Annotated in this window: 13 protein-coding genes; 3 read left to right on the top strand and 10 right to left on the bottom strand. The window is 44.4% G+C overall.

The genetic code is table 11. The annotated features are described in order from the left end of the window. Window positions 1–9 precede the first annotated feature (9 nt). Window positions 10–1,368, top strand: a complete 1,359-nt coding sequence (locus tag ACZ41C_RS11600) for a Gfo/Idh/MocA family protein (RefSeq protein ID WP_464561558.1) — start codon at window positions 10–12, stop codon at window positions 1,366–1,368. A 71-nt stretch (window positions 1,369–1,439) separates the two neighbouring features. Next, entirely contained in the window at window positions 1,440–2,471 is a 1,032-nt protein-coding gene (locus ACZ41C_RS11605; protein ID WP_464561560.1) for a LacI family DNA-binding transcriptional regulator, read from the top strand. A gap of 12 nt (window positions 2,472–2,483) precedes the next feature. Here the strand turns inward: ACZ41C_RS11605 and ACZ41C_RS11610 are convergent, their stop codons facing one another. The 9 genes from ACZ41C_RS11610 to ACZ41C_RS11650 all read right to left on the bottom strand — a co-directional run bounded on the left by ACZ41C_RS11610 (window position 2,484) and on the right by ACZ41C_RS11650 (window position 13,855). After that, window positions 2,484–2,876: a hypothetical protein gene (locus ACZ41C_RS11610; RefSeq protein ID WP_138257400.1), complete on the bottom strand. Its 393-nt coding sequence runs from the start codon at window positions 2,874–2,876 to the stop codon at window positions 2,484–2,486. Window positions 2,877–2,978: 102 nt separating this feature from the next. Continuing rightward, window positions 2,979–6,119 carry an efflux RND transporter permease subunit gene (locus ACZ41C_RS11615; RefSeq protein ID WP_138257401.1) on the bottom strand — a complete coding sequence of 1,047 codons (3,141 nt, stop codon included), beginning with the start codon at window positions 6,117–6,119 and terminating at the stop codon, window positions 2,979–2,981. Between the two features lie 6 nt (window positions 6,120–6,125). Beyond that, window positions 6,126–7,331, bottom strand: coding sequence for an efflux RND transporter periplasmic adaptor subunit (locus ACZ41C_RS11620; protein ID WP_138257402.1), 1,206 nt, complete (start codon window positions 7,329–7,331; stop codon window positions 6,126–6,128). Beyond that, entirely contained in the window at window positions 7,328–8,656 is a 1,329-nt protein-coding gene (locus tag ACZ41C_RS11625) for an efflux transporter outer membrane subunit (protein WP_464561563.1), read from the bottom strand. Before ACZ41C_RS11625 ends, ACZ41C_RS11620 begins: the two co-directional genes overlap by 4 nt. Window positions 8,657–8,949: 293 nt before the next feature. Next, the gene (locus tag ACZ41C_RS11630) at window positions 8,950–9,243 is read right to left on the bottom strand and encodes a DUF2188 domain-containing protein (protein WP_138257409.1); all 294 of its coding nucleotides are present in this window, start codon (window positions 9,241–9,243) and stop codon (window positions 8,950–8,952) included. A 185-nt stretch (window positions 9,244–9,428) separates the two neighbouring features. Continuing rightward, complete coding sequence (locus tag ACZ41C_RS11635) at window positions 9,429–11,804, bottom strand: DUF2309 domain-containing protein (protein ID WP_138257410.1); 2,376 nt, start codon at window positions 11,802–11,804, stop codon at window positions 9,429–9,431. A 4-nt stretch (window positions 11,805–11,808) separates the two neighbouring features. Further along, entirely contained in the window at window positions 11,809–13,269 is a 1,461-nt protein-coding gene (locus ACZ41C_RS11640) for a proton-conducting transporter transmembrane domain-containing protein (RefSeq protein ID WP_464561566.1), read from the bottom strand. A gap of 11 nt (window positions 13,270–13,280) precedes the next feature. Next, entirely contained in the window at window positions 13,281–13,487 is a 207-nt protein-coding gene (locus ACZ41C_RS11645; RefSeq protein ID WP_138257412.1) for a hypothetical protein, read from the bottom strand. A gap of 59 nt (window positions 13,488–13,546) precedes the next feature. Next, on the bottom strand, window positions 13,547–13,855 hold the full coding sequence (locus ACZ41C_RS11650) for a hypothetical protein (RefSeq protein ID WP_464561568.1): 309 nt from the start codon (window positions 13,853–13,855) through the stop codon (window positions 13,547–13,549). Between the two features lie 92 nt (window positions 13,856–13,947). Here ACZ41C_RS11650 and ACZ41C_RS11655 point away from each other — a divergent pair, with 92 nt between their 5' ends. Beyond that, a complete protein-coding gene (locus ACZ41C_RS11655) occupies window positions 13,948–14,871 on the top strand; it encodes a LysR family transcriptional regulator (protein WP_138257414.1) in 924 nt (307 codons plus the stop codon). Window positions 14,872–15,021: 150 nt separating this feature from the next. Here the strand turns inward: ACZ41C_RS11655 and ACZ41C_RS11660 are convergent, their stop codons facing one another. Continuing rightward, on the bottom strand, window positions 15,022–16,554 hold the full coding sequence (locus tag ACZ41C_RS11660) for a Kelch repeat-containing protein (protein ID WP_464561571.1): 1,533 nt from the start codon (window positions 16,552–16,554) through the stop codon (window positions 15,022–15,024). Window positions 16,555–17,022: the final 468 nt, after the last annotated feature.

Raw genomic sequence — 17,022 nt, forward strand, 5'->3', positions numbered from 1 at the left:
CTTATCAAAATGAAATCAAAATCCAGAAGAAATTTTATCAAATCAACGTCCCTTGCGGCCACAAGTGCGGCCCTTTGGCCACAGTTTTCCATGGGAATGAACTTTTCTGCCCAAAAGCTCAGGGTGGGTATGATCGGGGTAGGGCTACGAGGAACCAATCACCTGAGTAACCTATTGCAACGTGACGATGTTTTGGTAACCGCTATTTGTGACATCGACCAAGCCCGTATAAAGATTGCCCTGGACATGATTTCTGAAAAGGGAGATGCCAAACCACAGGTATTCAGTAAGGGCGATTTGGACTATAGAAATCTTTTGGAGCTTAAAGAGGTGGATGCCGTCATCATCGCGACCCCATGGTTGTGGCACACACGAATGGCCAAGGATGCCATGCTGGCCGGAAAGTATGCAGGATTGGAAGTGTCCGCAGCGAACACCATGGAGGAGTGCTGGGATTTGGTAAATACCCATGAGAGTACGGGAACCCATATGATGATTTTGGAGAATGTAAACTATCGTAGGGATATCTTGGCGGTACTGAACATGGTCCGTCAAAATGTATTTGGGGAGCTGGTACATTTTAGATGCGGTTATCAGCATGATTTACGGGGCGTTAAGTTCAACGATGGAAAGGAACCCTACGGTGTAGGGGCCGAATTTGGCGAGAAGGGAATTTCCGAGGCCAGATGGCGTACGCAACATTCCCTGTTGAGAAATGCCGATGTATATCCCACCCACGGTGTGGGACCCATTGCCGCCATGTGCGATATCAATAGGGGGAACAGGTTTGTGTCGCTTACGTCCCATGCCACAAAGGCCATTGGGTTGCATAACTATATCGTGGACAAGGGAGGTGAGGACCATCCAAACGCAAAATTGAAATGGAAGCAGGGCGATGTGATTACCACCACCATCGATACCTCGAACGGGGAGACCATCATCGTTACCCATGACTGCAACCTGCCCAGACCTTATTCCTTGGGCTTTAGGGTACAAGGGGCGAACGGCCTCTGGGAAGTGGACGGAAACCGAATCTATATTGAAGGTCAGTCCGAACCTCACCGCTGGGACGCCGCGGATGCATGGCTAAAAAAGTATGACCATCCACTTTGGGTAAAATATGGGGAATACGCCACCGGCGCAGGCCATGGCGGTATGGACTTTTTTGTAATCAATGCCTTTGTGGAATCCGCCAAGGCCAATATCGCTCCGCCAATGGACGCCTATGACGCTGCGGCCTGGAGTGCCATAACCCCATTGTCAGAACTATCCATCGCCAACAATGGAGAACCCCAGGATTTTCCGGATTTTACCCGTGGAAATTGGGTAAAAAGAAAACCGTACAACTGGATAAAGGATACGTATTAACGGTTATTCCATAATCTTTCACAAGACCGATTAAACACCTTTTTCGGTCCGGATTTTATTTTGGGCAAGCTATGGAAAAAAGAAACTTTACCATAAAGGACATTGCATCCATGGCGGATGTATCCCGTGGAACCGTAGATCGCGTTCTCAACAATCGCGGCAAGGTTTCGGAGAAGGCCAGAAGGAAGGTAGAGGAAGTACTGCAACGTATTGACTACCGTCCCAATTTGATCGCCAGGACCTTAAAGAACCATCGGCCGTTTACCATTTGGCTGCTCATGCCAGACCACACAAGCGATCGGTATTGGCAGCAAATGCATCAAGGTGTGATGGATGCATATGCGGAGTTGGAGCCTTTTGGGATTCGTATTTCGTCCGTTAGCATGGGAAGTACGGCAGATACCTATTACCAAAATTTTAGCTCCGTGCTGCAAAATAGCCCTGATGCCCTGGTCATTGTTCCTTTTTTTACGGATGCCTGTTTCAATCTATACCGAAAACTCGAGGAAAGGAAAATCCCCTTTGTTCTTTTGAATTCCCCAATAAAAGATTTGAATTTTGGCTGCTTTATAGGTCAGGATTACTTCATGAGTGGCCGTACCGCCGCCTATTTTATGGATATATTGACCCGGAGTGTAGCATATAAAAGAACTATTTTGATACTCCATATAGGTGTACAGACAGAAAATGCCACCCATGTAGAGGAAAAGGAAATCGGTTTTTTGGATTATTTCCGTGAAAGGGACGCTTCAAGTACCATTGAGATTATCCGGTTTGAAGCCGAATTGGATATGGGCTTATTAGATCATAAATTAAGCAAGACCGATGGATTGTTCATAACCAATTCAAAGACCCACGTAGCTGAGGACCTCTTAAGAAAACACCCATCGGTCAAAATTATTGGGTATGATATGATTCCAGAAAATATCGAACTTTTAAGGGAAGGCACCATCGATATGCTACTTAACCAAAACCCGAAACTTCAAGGCTATCACGGCATATCGATAGTGACGGAATATTTGCTCTACCAGCGGGAGATGCCCAAAAACAGACTACTGCCCATAGATGTGCTCACTAAAGAAAATGTTTCAGGGTACCTATAGTTTTTTAAACTTTTAAGAGGCGTTTTTGAGTTCCACTTCGTTCAGCAAAAAGCCGATGTTCTCAATATTTGCCACGTGATAACTTATCAATCGGTTTAAGGACATCATATAGCTCAGTTGCTTGGAATCCTTTTTGATTCCGGATTCTGAAAGGATCTCTTGCAAGTTCTCCGTAATCTCCTGTACGATGGAATCCGTCGTATTACCCGGATTTACATTGATGTGCCTAAGTGCTTGGGCAATGTCGTTTTCATATTTACAACTTAGCTTTAGGTACTCTTCCAGCATTGTTTTTCGGCGTTCGTTCAAAAACCCGATTTTGCTACCGTTGAAAAAATTGTTCACCTGTTTTGAAATGGCATAGAGGTTACTCAGTTCTTTCCCTAATAATTCTTCTTTGTCCATTATATTGTCTTTTTTATAAATACAATGTATGGGAAGACGCCGACATTATGTTGTGCAATAGCCAATTTTTATAACCCGAACGTTCCGTTCGTTGGACTGTCCCTAGGCCTCTAGTACATCGACCCGTTTTACCGTACTACCTCTTTTTCTTAGGAGTTTGATGTCTTCCAGAATCAAGTAGAGACAGGGTACTATAACCAATATGATAGCTGTGGCAAAAACAATTCCGAAACCTAATGAAATGGCCATCGGTATCAAGTAAAAAGCCTGACTGGATGTTTCCAGAATAATAGGTGCGAGACCACCAAAAGTTGTCATCGTGGTTAGGATAATGGGTCGGAACCTACGAAGTCCCGCTTCATGGATGGACTCGTAAATGGAGTCTCCGGCCAACCGGCGTTTGTTGGCAAAATCGATCATGATGAGCGAGTCGTTCACTACCACCCCGGAAAGTGCGATAACCCCCATAAGACTTACCAAGGAAAGGTCATAGCCCAACAAAATATGTCCTATGACCGCACCCACGATTCCAAAGGGAATGGCGGTCATCACGATCAAAGGCTGTGAATAACTGCTGAACGCGATGGCCAGTAGCGCATAGATCAAGAGCATGGCAATGGAAAACCCAGCTTTTAAAGTGTTGGTACTTTCGCGCATATCTGCCTGACTGCCTTCAAAGGTCCACGTGGTGCCCGGGAAATCGCTCCGCAGTTGTGGTAGGACTTCCTCTTGCATGGATGCCAATACCCGACTCACGGAATTGGCCGGTTCTACATCCATCCCAACGTTCACGACCCTTCTACCGTCCCGTCGATTGATGCTGGTGAAGGCTTCGCGCTCCTCAACTTCCACGACGTCCATGAGGGGTACTTCAATTCCGTCCGAAGTACGGATAAGAAAATCCTGTAGATTCTTGATGTCCTTGCGCTCCTCCAATGGAAGTTTTACCCGAACCTCGATTTCGTTCATGCCCCGAAGCTGTCGCATGGCCAATGCACCAAAGAATCCATCCCTCACTTGTCTCCCAATCTCATCGGAAGTTAGGCCTAGATTTCGCCCTTGTGGAAGGAGCTTAAAATCATACTGCAGCTTTCCTTTGTTATAATTGTCCGTAACATCACGCGTATTGGAAAATTCTTTCATCCGTTTTACAAAACTGGCACTTGCCCTTTCCAGCACATCGATATCCGAATGACTAAGGTCCACACTGATTGCCTGCCGGGCCCCGCCCGGTCCACGTTCCGCCTCAAAGGTAATTTGGTCCACGCCTTGAATGTCACCAATATTATCCCGCCAAAGGGCGATCATTTCCCCAGCGGTAATATCGCGCTGGTCCGGGGGCAGCATTACAATTTCCACATCGATAAAGTTCTGTCCCCTAACGTTGGTTTTTATTCCCTCGGCTACTTCGTATAGATTATGCTCCTCGAACATTCGCTGTGTAGCATCGGAGATTTCCTTCGCGACCTTGGCCGCTTGATCTGGTGTAGTTCCAACAGGTAACCGTACCCCGCACTCAATTTCATCGGCAGCGACTTCCGGCATCATGATCATTCCCATATGACCACTGTAACCGTATCCACCAACGATCAATAATAAGGTCACGGCCGCGCATAGGGTAATGTAGCGATACTGGAGGCATTTGTCCAAAACGGGTCGGTACTTATTTTCGATAAAATTGTCAAATCCGGTAGCAAAGGTCCGTTGCCAACCTTCCAGTTTACGAACCCATTTATTTTTGTTCTGTTCCTTTTTTAGATGTGCCAAATGGGAGGGAAGGATGAAAAGTGCCTCAATCAAGGAAACCCCAAGAATAACGATTACAACCGCAGGCAAGGGTTGCCAAAATTTGCCCGTTTCCCCTGGCATAAAAAGCAAGGGCACAAAGGCAATAATCGTAGTTACAATACTGAAAGTTACAGGTAGCGATACATCCTTGGTTCCCGCGATTGCCGCTTTCATGGGGCTGAGACCTTTTTGTCTATACTCATAAACATTTTCGCCCACCACGATGGCGTCGTCTACCACAATACCCAAAACGACCAAAAAACCGAACATGGATATCATATTTACGCTTATGCCGATCAATGGTAGTAAAATCATTCCACCAATAAAGGAAACGGTCATTCCCATCATGACCCAAAAGGCCAATCGGTATTCCAGGAACAAGGTCAGTATGACAAGGACGATAAGGATGGCCAACACGCCGTTTTCGGTCAAAAGGGAAAGTCGCTCTTCATAGTCGGCGGCGCGGTTGCTATCCGTTCTATATTTTATACCCGGAGGTAATTGAAAGTGGTCTAGAATACCTTGGACTTCCTCTGCTATCTTTAATGGGGATTGGTCCCCAATCCTAAAAATACGTAACTCCACATAATTTTCTTGGTTGAACTGACCGTGAAAACCTACTTCCTCAAAACCATCTGTAATCGTTGCGATGTCCTTGAGAAGGAGGTTGGCACCGTCTGCAGAGGAAACTATGGTGATGTTCCCATATTCCTCGGCCCATTGCTTTCGTTCCTGCATACGCAGTAAAATCTCTCCACTTTGCGTTTGTACGGCCCCTGCGGGAACGTCGTTGCTACTTTGCCGGATGATATTCGCAATTTGGCCAAGGGTAAGGTTGTACTTTTGAAGATTGCGTCGGGGTACTTCGATACGCGTTTCATATTCGGGCACATTGCCCAATTCCACTTGGGTAATCTCCGGATTGTTCAGTAGAATGGTCCTGAGCCGCTCTGCCAATTGCCGTAAGGTCCAGATATCGGCATTGCCATATAAGCCGATTTGTATAACATCGCGTTGTCTGTTTTGTAAGGTTACTTCGGGTTCTTCGATATCATCAGGAAAGGTGCGGATACGGTTAATGGCCTGATCGATATCCTGAAAGGCCTTCATTCTTTCGGTCCCGGCCACCAACTCTATGGTTACCTGTCCGGACCCCTCCCGGGCCTCCGATACGATTTCCTTGATGCCGTTGACTCCACGGACCGCCTCTTCCACAGGCTGTAGAATTCCCTGTTCCACTTCCGCAGGGGAAGAACCCGGGTAGGCTACCGATACTTCCACAAAATCCAATTGAAACTCCGGGAAAACCTCTTTTTGGATGGTGTACATGGTGAAAATCCCACCGCCCAACAATAGTAACATCAATAAGTTGGTAGCAATGGAGTTACGGGCCATATAGGCTATGGCACCTTCTTTTCTGGGACGCTTCTTTTTCGTTTTTTCTTTTTCTTCCATGAGATTTTATTCTGATGTTTCCTCGGTTTCCTGCCCTTCCGTACGAAGGCCGATGCCATTGCTTACGGTACTTAGATCGGTGGTGACCACCTTGTCACCCGTTTGTAATCCGTTTGATATATAGGCATACCGATCATCCGTGAGGACAACATCCACCTCCCGTATTTCCAATTTACGGTCTTTCATCACCCAAACGGTCTCCCCCGTACGGACAAGACCTTTATCTAAACGGACGACATTCTCAATGGGAGTTGCATTGATATACACTTCTACAAAGGAACCTATGATAAGCATGGGCATGTCTTCAGAAGTGGACTTTTGACCCAGGGGGTCTTCCACACGGACCAAAACCCGAGCCAAGCGTGTCTGACCATCCAAGGCCCCAATTTGTCCGTCCAAATAGCCCTCTCTATAGGAACCGCTGGGCCAGGTTGTTGAATTTTCTATCCGAACTAGGGACCCTTTTTCAGCACTATTCTGTGGAAATTTCAACCATTGTAGTTTGGAAACGGGAACCGTGGCGTTCACCCAATAATAATCGGTGCCAACGATTCTACCTAGATTATCCCCTTGGGAAACTTGCGAACCCGTAGAAACATTTTGGGTAAGGATATGGGCATCAAAAGGTGCTCGTATGGTGGTCCTTTCCAAATTAAGTTGGGCCTGTTTTACCGAAGCCTTGGAAGCCTCAATGGTCGCCTTTACAGCATTTAGCTGCGGTTTTCTAAGTACCAGTTGGCGTTCTTCTTCAGATAAGGGATTACTTCCGAACAAGGAATCGTCCACAATAAGCTGGAGATCTTGGGATGCAATTTGTTGCCGACCCATTTCGGTATCCAAGGATGTTTGGGATTGCATCAGCTCACTTCTTCTAAGCTCAAGTGTGTTTTCATAGTCCGATGGATCTATCTGCAACAATACTTGGTTCTTTTTTACGAAGCCACCAGGTGTGAAGGCAGGATCTCTTCTAATTATTTGACCGGGCACCAGCGGACTCAACTGAACGTCCTCTACGGGCTGCACGGTGCCCGTGGCCACGATAACAGGCTCAAAAGTGCCCTGTTCCACTTCCGTAATATCGACCAACATGGCGGTTTCCACGGTGGCACCTTCAGTTTGGGCCTCAGGTTCCGTTGAGAAAATAAGCGTGGTGATAGCAACACCTGCCAGTAAAATCCCCAAACAAATCCACAGTATTTTTTTGTTGGTCATAATTGTTTTGTTTTTTCCATTTCCATTTCAATGTCCAATTCACGGTCCGTTTCAAACCCTCCGGCCAATGCGCGGTACAGGTCTATTCGAATCTGAATCTGCTGCAATTGTGCGGCCAAGTAGTCCCTTCGCAACTGTTGCTCTGCATCCAGTCCAATGAGTACGTCCAGGTACGGGCTAAAACCGTTCAGGAACTCGACCCGTAGTTGCTTGTTGCTTTTCTCCGCTAGGTCCAATTGCCTTTCGATGTTCTCAAGGCGCTCTTTTTGCATGATGTCCCTAGTGACTCCGTTTTCCACTTCTTGAAAGGCCGTTAGGGTAGCCTGTCCGTATTCATATAATCTTTGACGTTTGATGGCCTCTGTTCGATTCACTTCGGCACTGAGTTGGCCACCATAAAATAAAGGCGCCAATAGATTTCCGGCGATGGAGTAGGCCCAATTTTTAAAGAGATTGTCAAAATTATTGGAACGCAGTTGTCCTCTGGCGCTCAATGAAAGCCTAGGATATTTACTTTTTACTGCGGATGCCATATCGCGATCGGCCGCCAACAACAAGGAATAGGATCTTTGTAAATCTGGCCGTCTTCTAACCATTTCCAGAGGCAGTCCCGTTTCCGGTAATTCATGTAATTGGGGCAATGATGGGGACTCCAGGTCCAAAGGTGACTGTGGCTGTTTTCCGAGCAGTACGGCGAGCTGGTTTTCCAGAAGCTCCACATTGGTCATGAAGATAATTCGCTGTTCCTTGGTGCTTTCCAATAATTGCGCTTGTCGCAAAATATCAACGGCCCTGATTTGGCCGCCAACGAACCTGGAACGAATCAGTTTGATGATGTCCTCGTTGACCGCAATCTGCTCTTCCGTTATTTCCAGTTGTTTTTTAGCGACGAGCAACTGATACCACGTGGAAGCTATTTGGGCGGAGAGCGTAATTGCCGCTGTTCTGTAGTCGTAAAGACTTGCGTCTGCCCGAAGTTTTTCCGCCTGTACCGCTGTACGGATCCTTCCCCATAAATCTACTTCGTATGAAGTGGAAAGTCCCAATTGGGTATTCTCACCACCCACGAAATCCGGTTCCGGAAAATTTCGTGCCGTTTGTGCGGAGGCATCTATCTGTGGCCATTTATTAGACGCCTGTCTACGCACCACTGCTTTGGTTGCCATAAACTGTTGCCAAATGGCCGCCAAGTCCATGTTGGATTGCAAGGCGCTATCCATGAGGACGTTCAATTGTTCATCTTCAAAAGCGGTCCACCACTTGTCTTTCAATACCATGGAGCCTGAAGTTGAAAACTCCTGAACATTTTCAATAGGGAGTGACACATTGGTGAATTTGGGTGAACAGCCAATGAAAATAAGTACAGAAATTAGTACATATGCAAGGGGATTCCCTTTTATGCTTATTTTTTTAAAAGGTGTTTTTTTTTGAAATATGTGGCAAGTTGGTCGCGGTATCTTTACCATATTCCATAAAGTACCTTTTTTACTGGAATTTGTGTACTAACAAAAACTTAAAAATCCGCCAAATACCCATATTGGGTTATATGAGTTAAAGATTCTACGGAAAAAGCACTAAGCGTAATCAGGTAACGGATTTGTAAGGGCATAAAGACTGTTTATGACTTGGAATCTCTATATTGTATCCTATCCCGGATCTCCCCGTTTTCCCTGTGGATAATGACATCTGCATTATATTTTCGTGCCAATCTTTTGGCTTTTTCCAAGGCCGTACTCTGTTTTCGGTGCTTGCTGGTAATACGCTTATTTCCTTCGCGGCGAACGGCCCAACCATCTTCGTAAGGAACCACATGTTGGTGCCAGGTCCTTGTTCTATTTAGGCTTCGGGAGCTATTAAAAAAGACTTCCAGAAGTTCGATTATAGTACGTAGAATGGATTTTTCCGAGGGCATTCTGATTTTTTTGTTTATATCGAAGATAGCATTAATACCTATTGTTACCATTTTTTCCTAGTTACTTTAAGCGTTCCTAAAATGCAGTATAGCAGAAAGCCACCCATAAGGTGGCTTTCAATGTATGGAAGTCAGATTTTTAGTTTTTTATGCTAATACAAAAACAAAAGATTCTGGTCCATTGGTTAAACACTTAATTCTTCATACTTTTTATCCTGTAAGGATGTATTTGCCCCATTTTTCTTTTTCTTGACCCATATCAATTGATCTGGTTTCCAGAGTATCTCATCATTTTTTCCAGGATCCATAATGATGAGGTGGAGCCATTCATTGGCAATCAAGGATTTTAACGATTCGTTATTATCCAATATTTTGTTCACTCTTTTAAGTGGGGCATTGATCACTACGGTTAGCCTTAATGGAGGGTGATACGGGGTATCCTTTTCATCATAAAGGGATTCCCAGGGCAACCCACGTTTAAGATCGCCACCATTGCCCTGCACCACACCGAATTTTCCCGTAACATTATGAGTGGTTTTGGTACCAGCGCCAAAGGCTTCGTTATCCACGGTGGAAAAGTAATAGTGGTTGTTGATCCATTGGGTGACGACCATGGGTCCTTGCATTATAGCTTCTAGGGCCTTTCCTTCAGGATCGGTTTGCCAATCGTAGGAGTGGAGAAAGCACCGCCCGTCCAGATTGTGGTTTTGCGTCAATTTTCTTGGTCCAATCACGAAACTGGCGTTTTTGGCAAGTCCCCATTCCGGCCTTGTTTCCCCCCAATTGCTTGCATTCAATTGTGCTTGGGAGACACTGTTTTTGGTTCGTCCCAATCTTTCCTGCGTCGCAGAAATCTGGGCTTTTTTCAGGTTTATCTTGAGACTTTCCAAGGCTTCTTGGTGCGATTGAGGTGCATCGGCATCAAAAAGTACGATCTCATCGGTGGTAGTATTGTGTTCCGCACCCATAAAATAGGTAGATTCAGGAACTTTCAGCCCATGATGATTCAAAAGTACTTCCCTAACCTCTTTTTCATTGGCGAGTTTTGCCAACATCCGTGCATTGTGCCTTCCCGGCGTTGCCGCGCAGGCACCACAGTCCAAACTGGAACCAAAGGGATTATTGGCAGAATGGCTTCCATGGCCCGCGAAAACTACCAAGGGCGCAAAGTTTTTCCAACCCATTAAATCAAAGGCGGATTTCACAATGGCTACTTTTTCCGTCAAGTCAATGGAAATGGTATGGGAATCCTTTTTGTTGGTATTTTTAATGTCCGGGGTACACACCGTTTCATACGTATTTCCAGTTTTGTTTTTCCATTGGTATATGGAATTAGAAAAAAGGGTGCGTGCCGTAAGGTTAAGTCCGTAAAGAAATCCAGAACCTTCCACAAAACCAAAGGTGGAGGGCAACATATTCTTCATCCGCTTTAGAAAATAGTTCCAAAAGGAACGTATCTCGTTTTTGTTGTCCAGATGATTTTTGGAAGCTTCCTTGTCTTCTTTGGCATTTTCCGAAACCAGATAACAGGATTCCAAAATGGGCGGACAGGCTTTTTGTGACAGGCCGTTCTTTGGGTTTTCGTAATCCATGGCTATACCAAAGAAACCCGCATACCCAAAGGTTTCGTAGTTACCCTGAAATTCCACATGTCTACGGATGAGTTCTGATCTAGTATCTATACAGAATACCATCTGTGCATCGGGCTTCGAATATTCGTTTTTTGAAACGCCGATATCCGACTTTTTTAGGGTCTGTAACAATTCTTTCTGCCAACTTCTTTCCCAAGCCATTAGCCATATATAGTGGAGTTCAGTGGTTTGGTCTTTCGTATTGTTCGATATATCCTTATGTACAAGTCCGAATCCCAACTTTTTATTCGCCCAAAGTCGTACGGCCAAATAGTCCTTAAGGTCGATCGGGGCCTCCTGTTGCCAAGCCTTGAGATTGTTCGCTCTGTGTTTAATGTAACCGGTCCATCCCGGCAAGGCTGCTAGATGTTGGGAAAAGGCTTTCAGGATCACTTCTTCGGGCAATCCATCCAACAACATTTCTAGGGCGTCATCACTGGTTTTGGGAATCATGGTCAACCGAACAATACCTAAACTATCATCGTACGGTGCCAATTTTCTCCAAGCTTGATAAAATCCTTCGGACTTATAGGGCATTTCCCATTCCGCCAGACCTTCGTCCATAAAGGAGGAAAGCCACTTTACCATGTAGCGGTCCAACGCATTTTCCTTAGACTCCGTTCCCTTAGGGGTCTTTTTTGTCATTAGCTCCAAAGAATGCTCAGGAGAATAGGAATACCCTTTCTCCCTTAAAATATCCTTTATTTCGGAAATGGCTATAGCTCCGCTATCCAAGGCTTTTTTGTAAACCGAAGCCTTAGGGAACATTTGCGCCCTTAAGAGGTCCCCGGCTTCTTGGGTTGCCTGTAAAAAATGTCGGCTTTCGAAACCACTTAGGGGATTGGAGGTCACAAACGAATAGAGGGGCCATGTGTTTCCTACGTATTCCGTGGCCCTATCTACTAGTATATCGATGTCCAATTGATTCATGGTGTTAGTTTTTATAATTTAATAAGGATTTTTTGGAGGGTTGGGACAGGCCCAGAAGTTTTACATAAAGCCAAGGGATCTTTCTATAGCTTCCAAGTTTCATGATAAAGAACCCCACTAAGAACACAATACCAAATACAATTTGAAAAGGTGTGATCTGGGTTGGTATAGCAATGATTTCCATCCCGGTCATAAAGGTGGTCACCAATTTATATACGAGGGCATATACCGCGATTCCTGAAATAAAAAGTAACGGGGGCAACACCATTTTCTGCCATCCTTTGAGTGGATTAAGCTTTACGAGATTGTAGGTCATTTGTCCCACGGTGATGGCCGCTATCAGCGTTAAGAATATGCCGCTGTCCCAAGTCAATCCTTTTCCGGTGAGTAGGGCGAAAAGGTAAGCCCCCAGTAAGCTGAATACTAAAACAATCAGCCCTTGGTACCATTTTATACGTATGGACGGCGGGGATTTTGGATGAAGTTTTTCAACCTCTTCCCCGCTGGAGAGAAAAAGGGATGCTTTATAAAACCCATGTAGGATAAGATGCGCGATGGCTGCATTGAAAAAACCAAGGCCGCATTGCATGATCATAAAACCCATCTGCGCAATAGTGGAACACGCCAAACGTTGTTTCACGTTGACTTGGATAAGTTTTGTAAACTGTGCTACGATGGCCGTAAGCCCGCCAATGATGAGCAGTATATCCAAGGTGTTGGATGCAACAATAATGGGCGCCAACAAGGTTAGGATTATTCCAGACCCGTTCACAAAACCTGCATGCATGAGGGCAGATGCAGGAGTAGGGGCCGTCATGGAAGATAGTAACCATTTGTGAAAAGGGAATATGGCAGACTGGATCAAAGCGGCAACAATAATACAAAAAGCTGAAAGCAATAGGATGTATTTTGGAGTTTGTCCAATGGCATCCGTCCAAGCATCCAAGTTGATACTGTTATGGTAGGCGGCGGGCACCAAAAGCCCGACTCCCAACAGAAAACTGCCCAACAAAAAATAGTTTCGGGATAGTTTTTTGGCCTCTTTGGCCTCTCCCCAATCCGCATGGAAGCCAATAAGTCTAGACATGACCAAGCCCATGAGCAACCATCCCAGAAGTAACAGCAGCAAATGTTCCGAAATGATAAAGAAAAGAACTGCAAATGTAAATGCTAGGCAGAGTACCATGAATTTTGACCGCTGCCCCCGTTCCTTAAAATAGAATTTGGCATAGGTACTTATGATGGCACTGAAAAATGATACGGTGGTGAATAGTAGGAGGGTAAAACCATTGGTTCTGAACAAGTCGCCCCATCTCCATTCTGGAATATTCGGGAAATTAACTAGGGTGAAAACTACATTGGCAAGGAATAGGATCCAGAATAAAAAAGGCACCATCCCGGTTACATCGGCTTTGCCTGATTGTCTTTCTGATAAGGTCGGAAAAGTTGTGTATTGTGATGTCATTCTGTTACTTTTTACGATTTCCCTGCGGCCCTCTCATTGTCCTGCTCCATCTTCTTTATGTCCCCCAATAGGTGCACAAGGCCGGTTAAGCCAATAATGAAGGAGCAAACCAATATCTGCTCCAAGAAAATGGACTTGTTTAGATAGGATACCCCAATAAGGATTAGAAGTGCCAGCGCACCAAGCAGCATAAGCGTTGTTTTTTTACTTAATTGCATTTTTTTGTTTTTGAATTCGGATTTTATTTGGTGTTAGTTTATGTGGACAGAAGGAAGGATCAATCCACAAATTTTAGACTTAAGGTACCGTTGATAATGATTTTGGTTCCTTTGGAACGCGCCTCGTTTATGATTTCCCGGGCCAATTGTTTTTCCTTCATCAATTGTTCGATCCTACCGTCGAGCCCATTGGTGTTGCACTTATGATTTCCTTCCCACAATTGTAATCTTTGAATTTTATGAAAATTGATTTTTTCATCGATCAAGGCGGTTATCACATCGGATGCCTCGCTGGGGGTGAACGTTCCGTCCACTAGTTGAATCGTTCTTTGCTCTTTTTTGACTTTGGATAATTCTTTGGTTTCCATGGATTGCGTTTTTAAATTTTACAGTGCAAAGATGTACCATTAAAATCATTAAATTTTATTTATATTTATAATGTTAAACATTAAAATATTTTATGAACTATACGTTGCACCAGCTTCAGATATTCCTAAAAATAGCTGAATTACAAAGCATTACGAAGGCATCGGAAGAATTGCATTTGACCCAACCTGCAGTATCAATACAATTAAAAAACTTTCAAGATCAATTTCCAATTCCATTAACGGAAGTGGTTGGGCGCCGACTTTTTATAACCGATTTTGGAACTGAAATCGCCCAAGCGGCCCAAAGAATCCTGGAACAGGTACAGGAAATTGACCACAGGACGGTGGCCTATCAAGGGAAGCTTTCAGGTAGGTTGAAACTATCTGTCGTATCTACCGGAAAATATGTCATGCCCTATTTTTTGTCGGATTTTATCAAGGAACATGATGGCATTGAGCTGATCATGGACGTGACCAATAAAACCAAGGTCGTACGAAGTTTGGAGGAGAACGAGGTCGATTTCGCCCTGGTGTCCGTACTTCCCGATAAATTAAGTGTTTCCGGAGTGGAGCTAATGCCCAACAAACTGTTCTATGTAAGCAATTATCATCGGGAATTGCCCAAAAAGGTCTCTAAAAAATACCTATTCGAAAAAATTCCCCTTATTTACAGGGAACCTGGATCGGCCACCAGAAATGCTATGGAGTATTTTATTTCCCAAAACCGCTATTCGGTCACCAAAAAATTGGAGCTTACTTCTAACGAAGCGGTAAAACAGGCCGTAATTGCCGGGTTGGGTTGTTCCATAATGCCCTTGATCGGCATCAAGAACGCCTTAAAAAGCAACGAACTCAAGATTGTTCCCGTTCAGGGACTCCCCATCACAACAACATGGAACCTCATTTGGCTCAAATCCAAAAATTTGTCGCCAGTTGCCTTGGCACTTTTGGAGTATTTGGAACAGGAAAAAGATGTCATTATCCAGAAAAAATTCGGGTGGGTGGATGGTTTTTGAACCCCTGTATGAATATCTTCTTATTAACTAAAATTCAAAAAAAAAGCTCCCTGTCTTCTCCTATTTTTGATTTCCCCCGAAACTCAAAATGGTTATCAACAAGGAGCTTTTTAAACTCACCTTTATTTAAGAGGTGCTATTGAAACTAACTCAAATATCCGCCGATAGTATGGACCAAGTTTGGAATTGGCCTTCTTCCTGGGCTTGACCTTGACCAAAAACCACGTAAATCTTGTCGTTAAAAACAGCCATGGAATGAATGGTCTCCAGATTCGGGCTGGAAAGATTGGTCTCCAATTCAGTAAAAACCCCTGTGTTTGTATCGTAGACGCCCAAATAAGGTTCCCGGTCCAATAACATGTTCTCAGGGGACATAGTTTCTATTCTACCTGCCACATATATTAGGTTTTGTGTCTTACCGGTAAAAGTAAAATCGATGGCTGTAGGCAACTGTTCCACTGTCAGTTCAGAAGTGTTTAGATCAAAAATATAAATGGTATCCTTGGCCGGTGGTGTAAAAAAAGCGGTCTGTCCACCAAAAATATAAAGCTTGTCGTTCACAATTTCGGCACGGGCTCCCGATCTAGGTTCTGGCATGGTAGCAAATTCTCCAAGGGTCTGTGTTTCCGTATCAAAAACCAGGATTTTATCTGTCAGGTTATTGTCTAGGTCACCGCCTACGATATAGATTTTGTTGCCAAGGACTGCCGTTCCAAATCGGCTAAGTCCCAAAAATGGAATTCCAAGGGCCGCACCGTAATCCTGTGTGCTTACCGGATCGTTCTGTAATTCCAAATCGTAAATGTTGATTCTTTGACCACCGGCCACATAAATTTTATCGTCAATGATATTTACTTGTTTGGAAACAAAGTCAAGTAGTGGATTAATTCTTTTGCTAAGGGATCCGCTGGAAATATCAAATTTTCTTATTTTTTCGATATTGGCATCAAGTGTAGGATCGTATTCCCTGTTTGCCAAGTAAAAACTATTGCTCGTAAGCGAACCAACCATTCCAGGAGCACCACTATCTATAAAGTTGGAGGCAAAAGTGAACGCTTCGGTAAATTCTAGCATGGAACTGGGCACCTGTTGGTAGTCTGTCGCCAATTTGGGAACCAATGTTAGTTCCATGCTTCTATTGTCACAAAAATCCCAAGTCGCCATTGGGTTTTGGGTTGAAAGATCCAACACAAAGTTGTTGTTAAAGGCCTCAATCTGTGTGGAACTGTTTTCGACGAAATCAAAGGTGCTCTCGGCAGGGCTCGCATAGAGTTCCGTCAATGCGTCCACTTCGCTTAAGGCACCAATATCGAATGCGAAACCAGGATTCCAGACTAAACTACCTTCAAACTCCGATTTACCGGTGGCGTGGACCGTGTTTTTAAATATAAACTCGTCGTCCACTATATTGAAAGCCCCCGTAATATTAAAACTACCATTGGAATTGGTCAGTATTGCCGAGGCTATACGCCACACCTTTTCATTGTCCGCTGTAATTTCGGTAATGATTTCAGCGCGTTCGGCGGACAGAATTTCCTCCGGACTTGGTTGGGGTTCCTGTTCTTCCTCTACTGTTTCCTCCTCGGTTTCTTCCGTAATTTCCTCTATGACACTGGGGGTATCATCATTGTTACAAGCTAAAATAAGAACTGCGGTAAGGGTCATTAGAAATAATCGTTTCATCTTCATTTTTTTGTGTTTTGTGGGTTTTGGATATCATTTTGCCTTTTAAGAGGTGCTGATTTTCCAAAAGCCGGATTTCAACAAAGGTTTATTGTTGGCAAACTAGATAGATGTATTAGGAAAGTAAATACCCAACAATGGGTATTTTAAAGCAATATTCATTTAATATAATAAGGAAAGAGAAAGGGTAAATTCTAAAGGGAAGATGTGGGGACTCCAATATTGGAACTTGAACTGGGGGATTACCTTCGGCTCTCCCTCCTTGCCGTAGTTGAAAATCAAAATTTCAATCCTATGAATCGTAAATGTTTTCGCCCAAAACAGCAAAACCGCACATAAATGTGCGGCTTTTTGCTTAATCGTGGAGCCGGGGACGGCCGAGCGTTAAAAAAAGGTCTTGTAGACCTTTTTTGCGCTTCGGCTACGCTCAGCATAAACTTAGGAGCGAGCTTGCCGCGCTGGCCTTCG

The organism is Maribacter sp. C-4077 (assembly GCF_055378385.1).

What these genes read in the sequence shown, in the direction of transcription:
- ACZ41C_RS11645 (WP_138257412.1), bottom strand. Translation starts at nt 13,487, where the DNA reads ATGCAATTAAGTAAAAAAACAACGCTTATGCTGCTTGGTGCGCTGGCA.
- ACZ41C_RS11640 (WP_464561566.1), bottom strand. Translation starts at nt 13,269, where the DNA reads ATGACATCACAATACACAACTTTTCCGACCTTATCAGAAAGACAATCA.
- ACZ41C_RS11600 (WP_464561558.1), top strand. Translation starts at nt 10, where the DNA reads ATGAAATCAAAATCCAGAAGAAATTTTATCAAATCAACGTCCCTTGCG.
- ACZ41C_RS11620 (WP_138257402.1), bottom strand. Translation starts at nt 7,331, where the DNA reads ATGACCAACAAAAAAATACTGTGGATTTGTTTGGGGATTTTACTGGCA.
- ACZ41C_RS11605 (WP_464561560.1), top strand. Translation starts at nt 1,440, where the DNA reads ATGGAAAAAAGAAACTTTACCATAAAGGACATTGCATCCATGGCGGAT.
- ACZ41C_RS11655 (WP_138257414.1), top strand. Translation starts at nt 13,948, where the DNA reads ATGAACTATACGTTGCACCAGCTTCAGATATTCCTAAAAATAGCTGAA.
- ACZ41C_RS11630 (WP_138257409.1), bottom strand. Translation starts at nt 9,243, where the DNA reads ATGCCCTCGGAAAAATCCATTCTACGTACTATAATCGAACTTCTGGAA.
- ACZ41C_RS11650 (WP_464561568.1), bottom strand. Translation starts at nt 13,855, where the DNA reads ATGGAAACCAAAGAATTATCCAAAGTCAAAAAAGAGCAAAGAACGATT.
- ACZ41C_RS11660 (WP_464561571.1), bottom strand. Translation starts at nt 16,554, where the DNA reads ATGAAACGATTATTTCTAATGACCCTTACCGCAGTTCTTATTTTAGCT.
- ACZ41C_RS11615 (WP_138257401.1), bottom strand. Translation starts at nt 6,119, where the DNA reads ATGGAAGAAAAAGAAAAAACGAAAAAGAAGCGTCCCAGAAAAGAAGGT.
- ACZ41C_RS11635 (WP_138257410.1), bottom strand. Translation starts at nt 11,804, where the DNA reads ATGAATCAATTGGACATCGATATACTAGTAGATAGGGCCACGGAATAC.
- ACZ41C_RS11610 (WP_138257400.1), bottom strand. Translation starts at nt 2,876, where the DNA reads ATGGACAAAGAAGAATTATTAGGGAAAGAACTGAGTAACCTCTATGCC.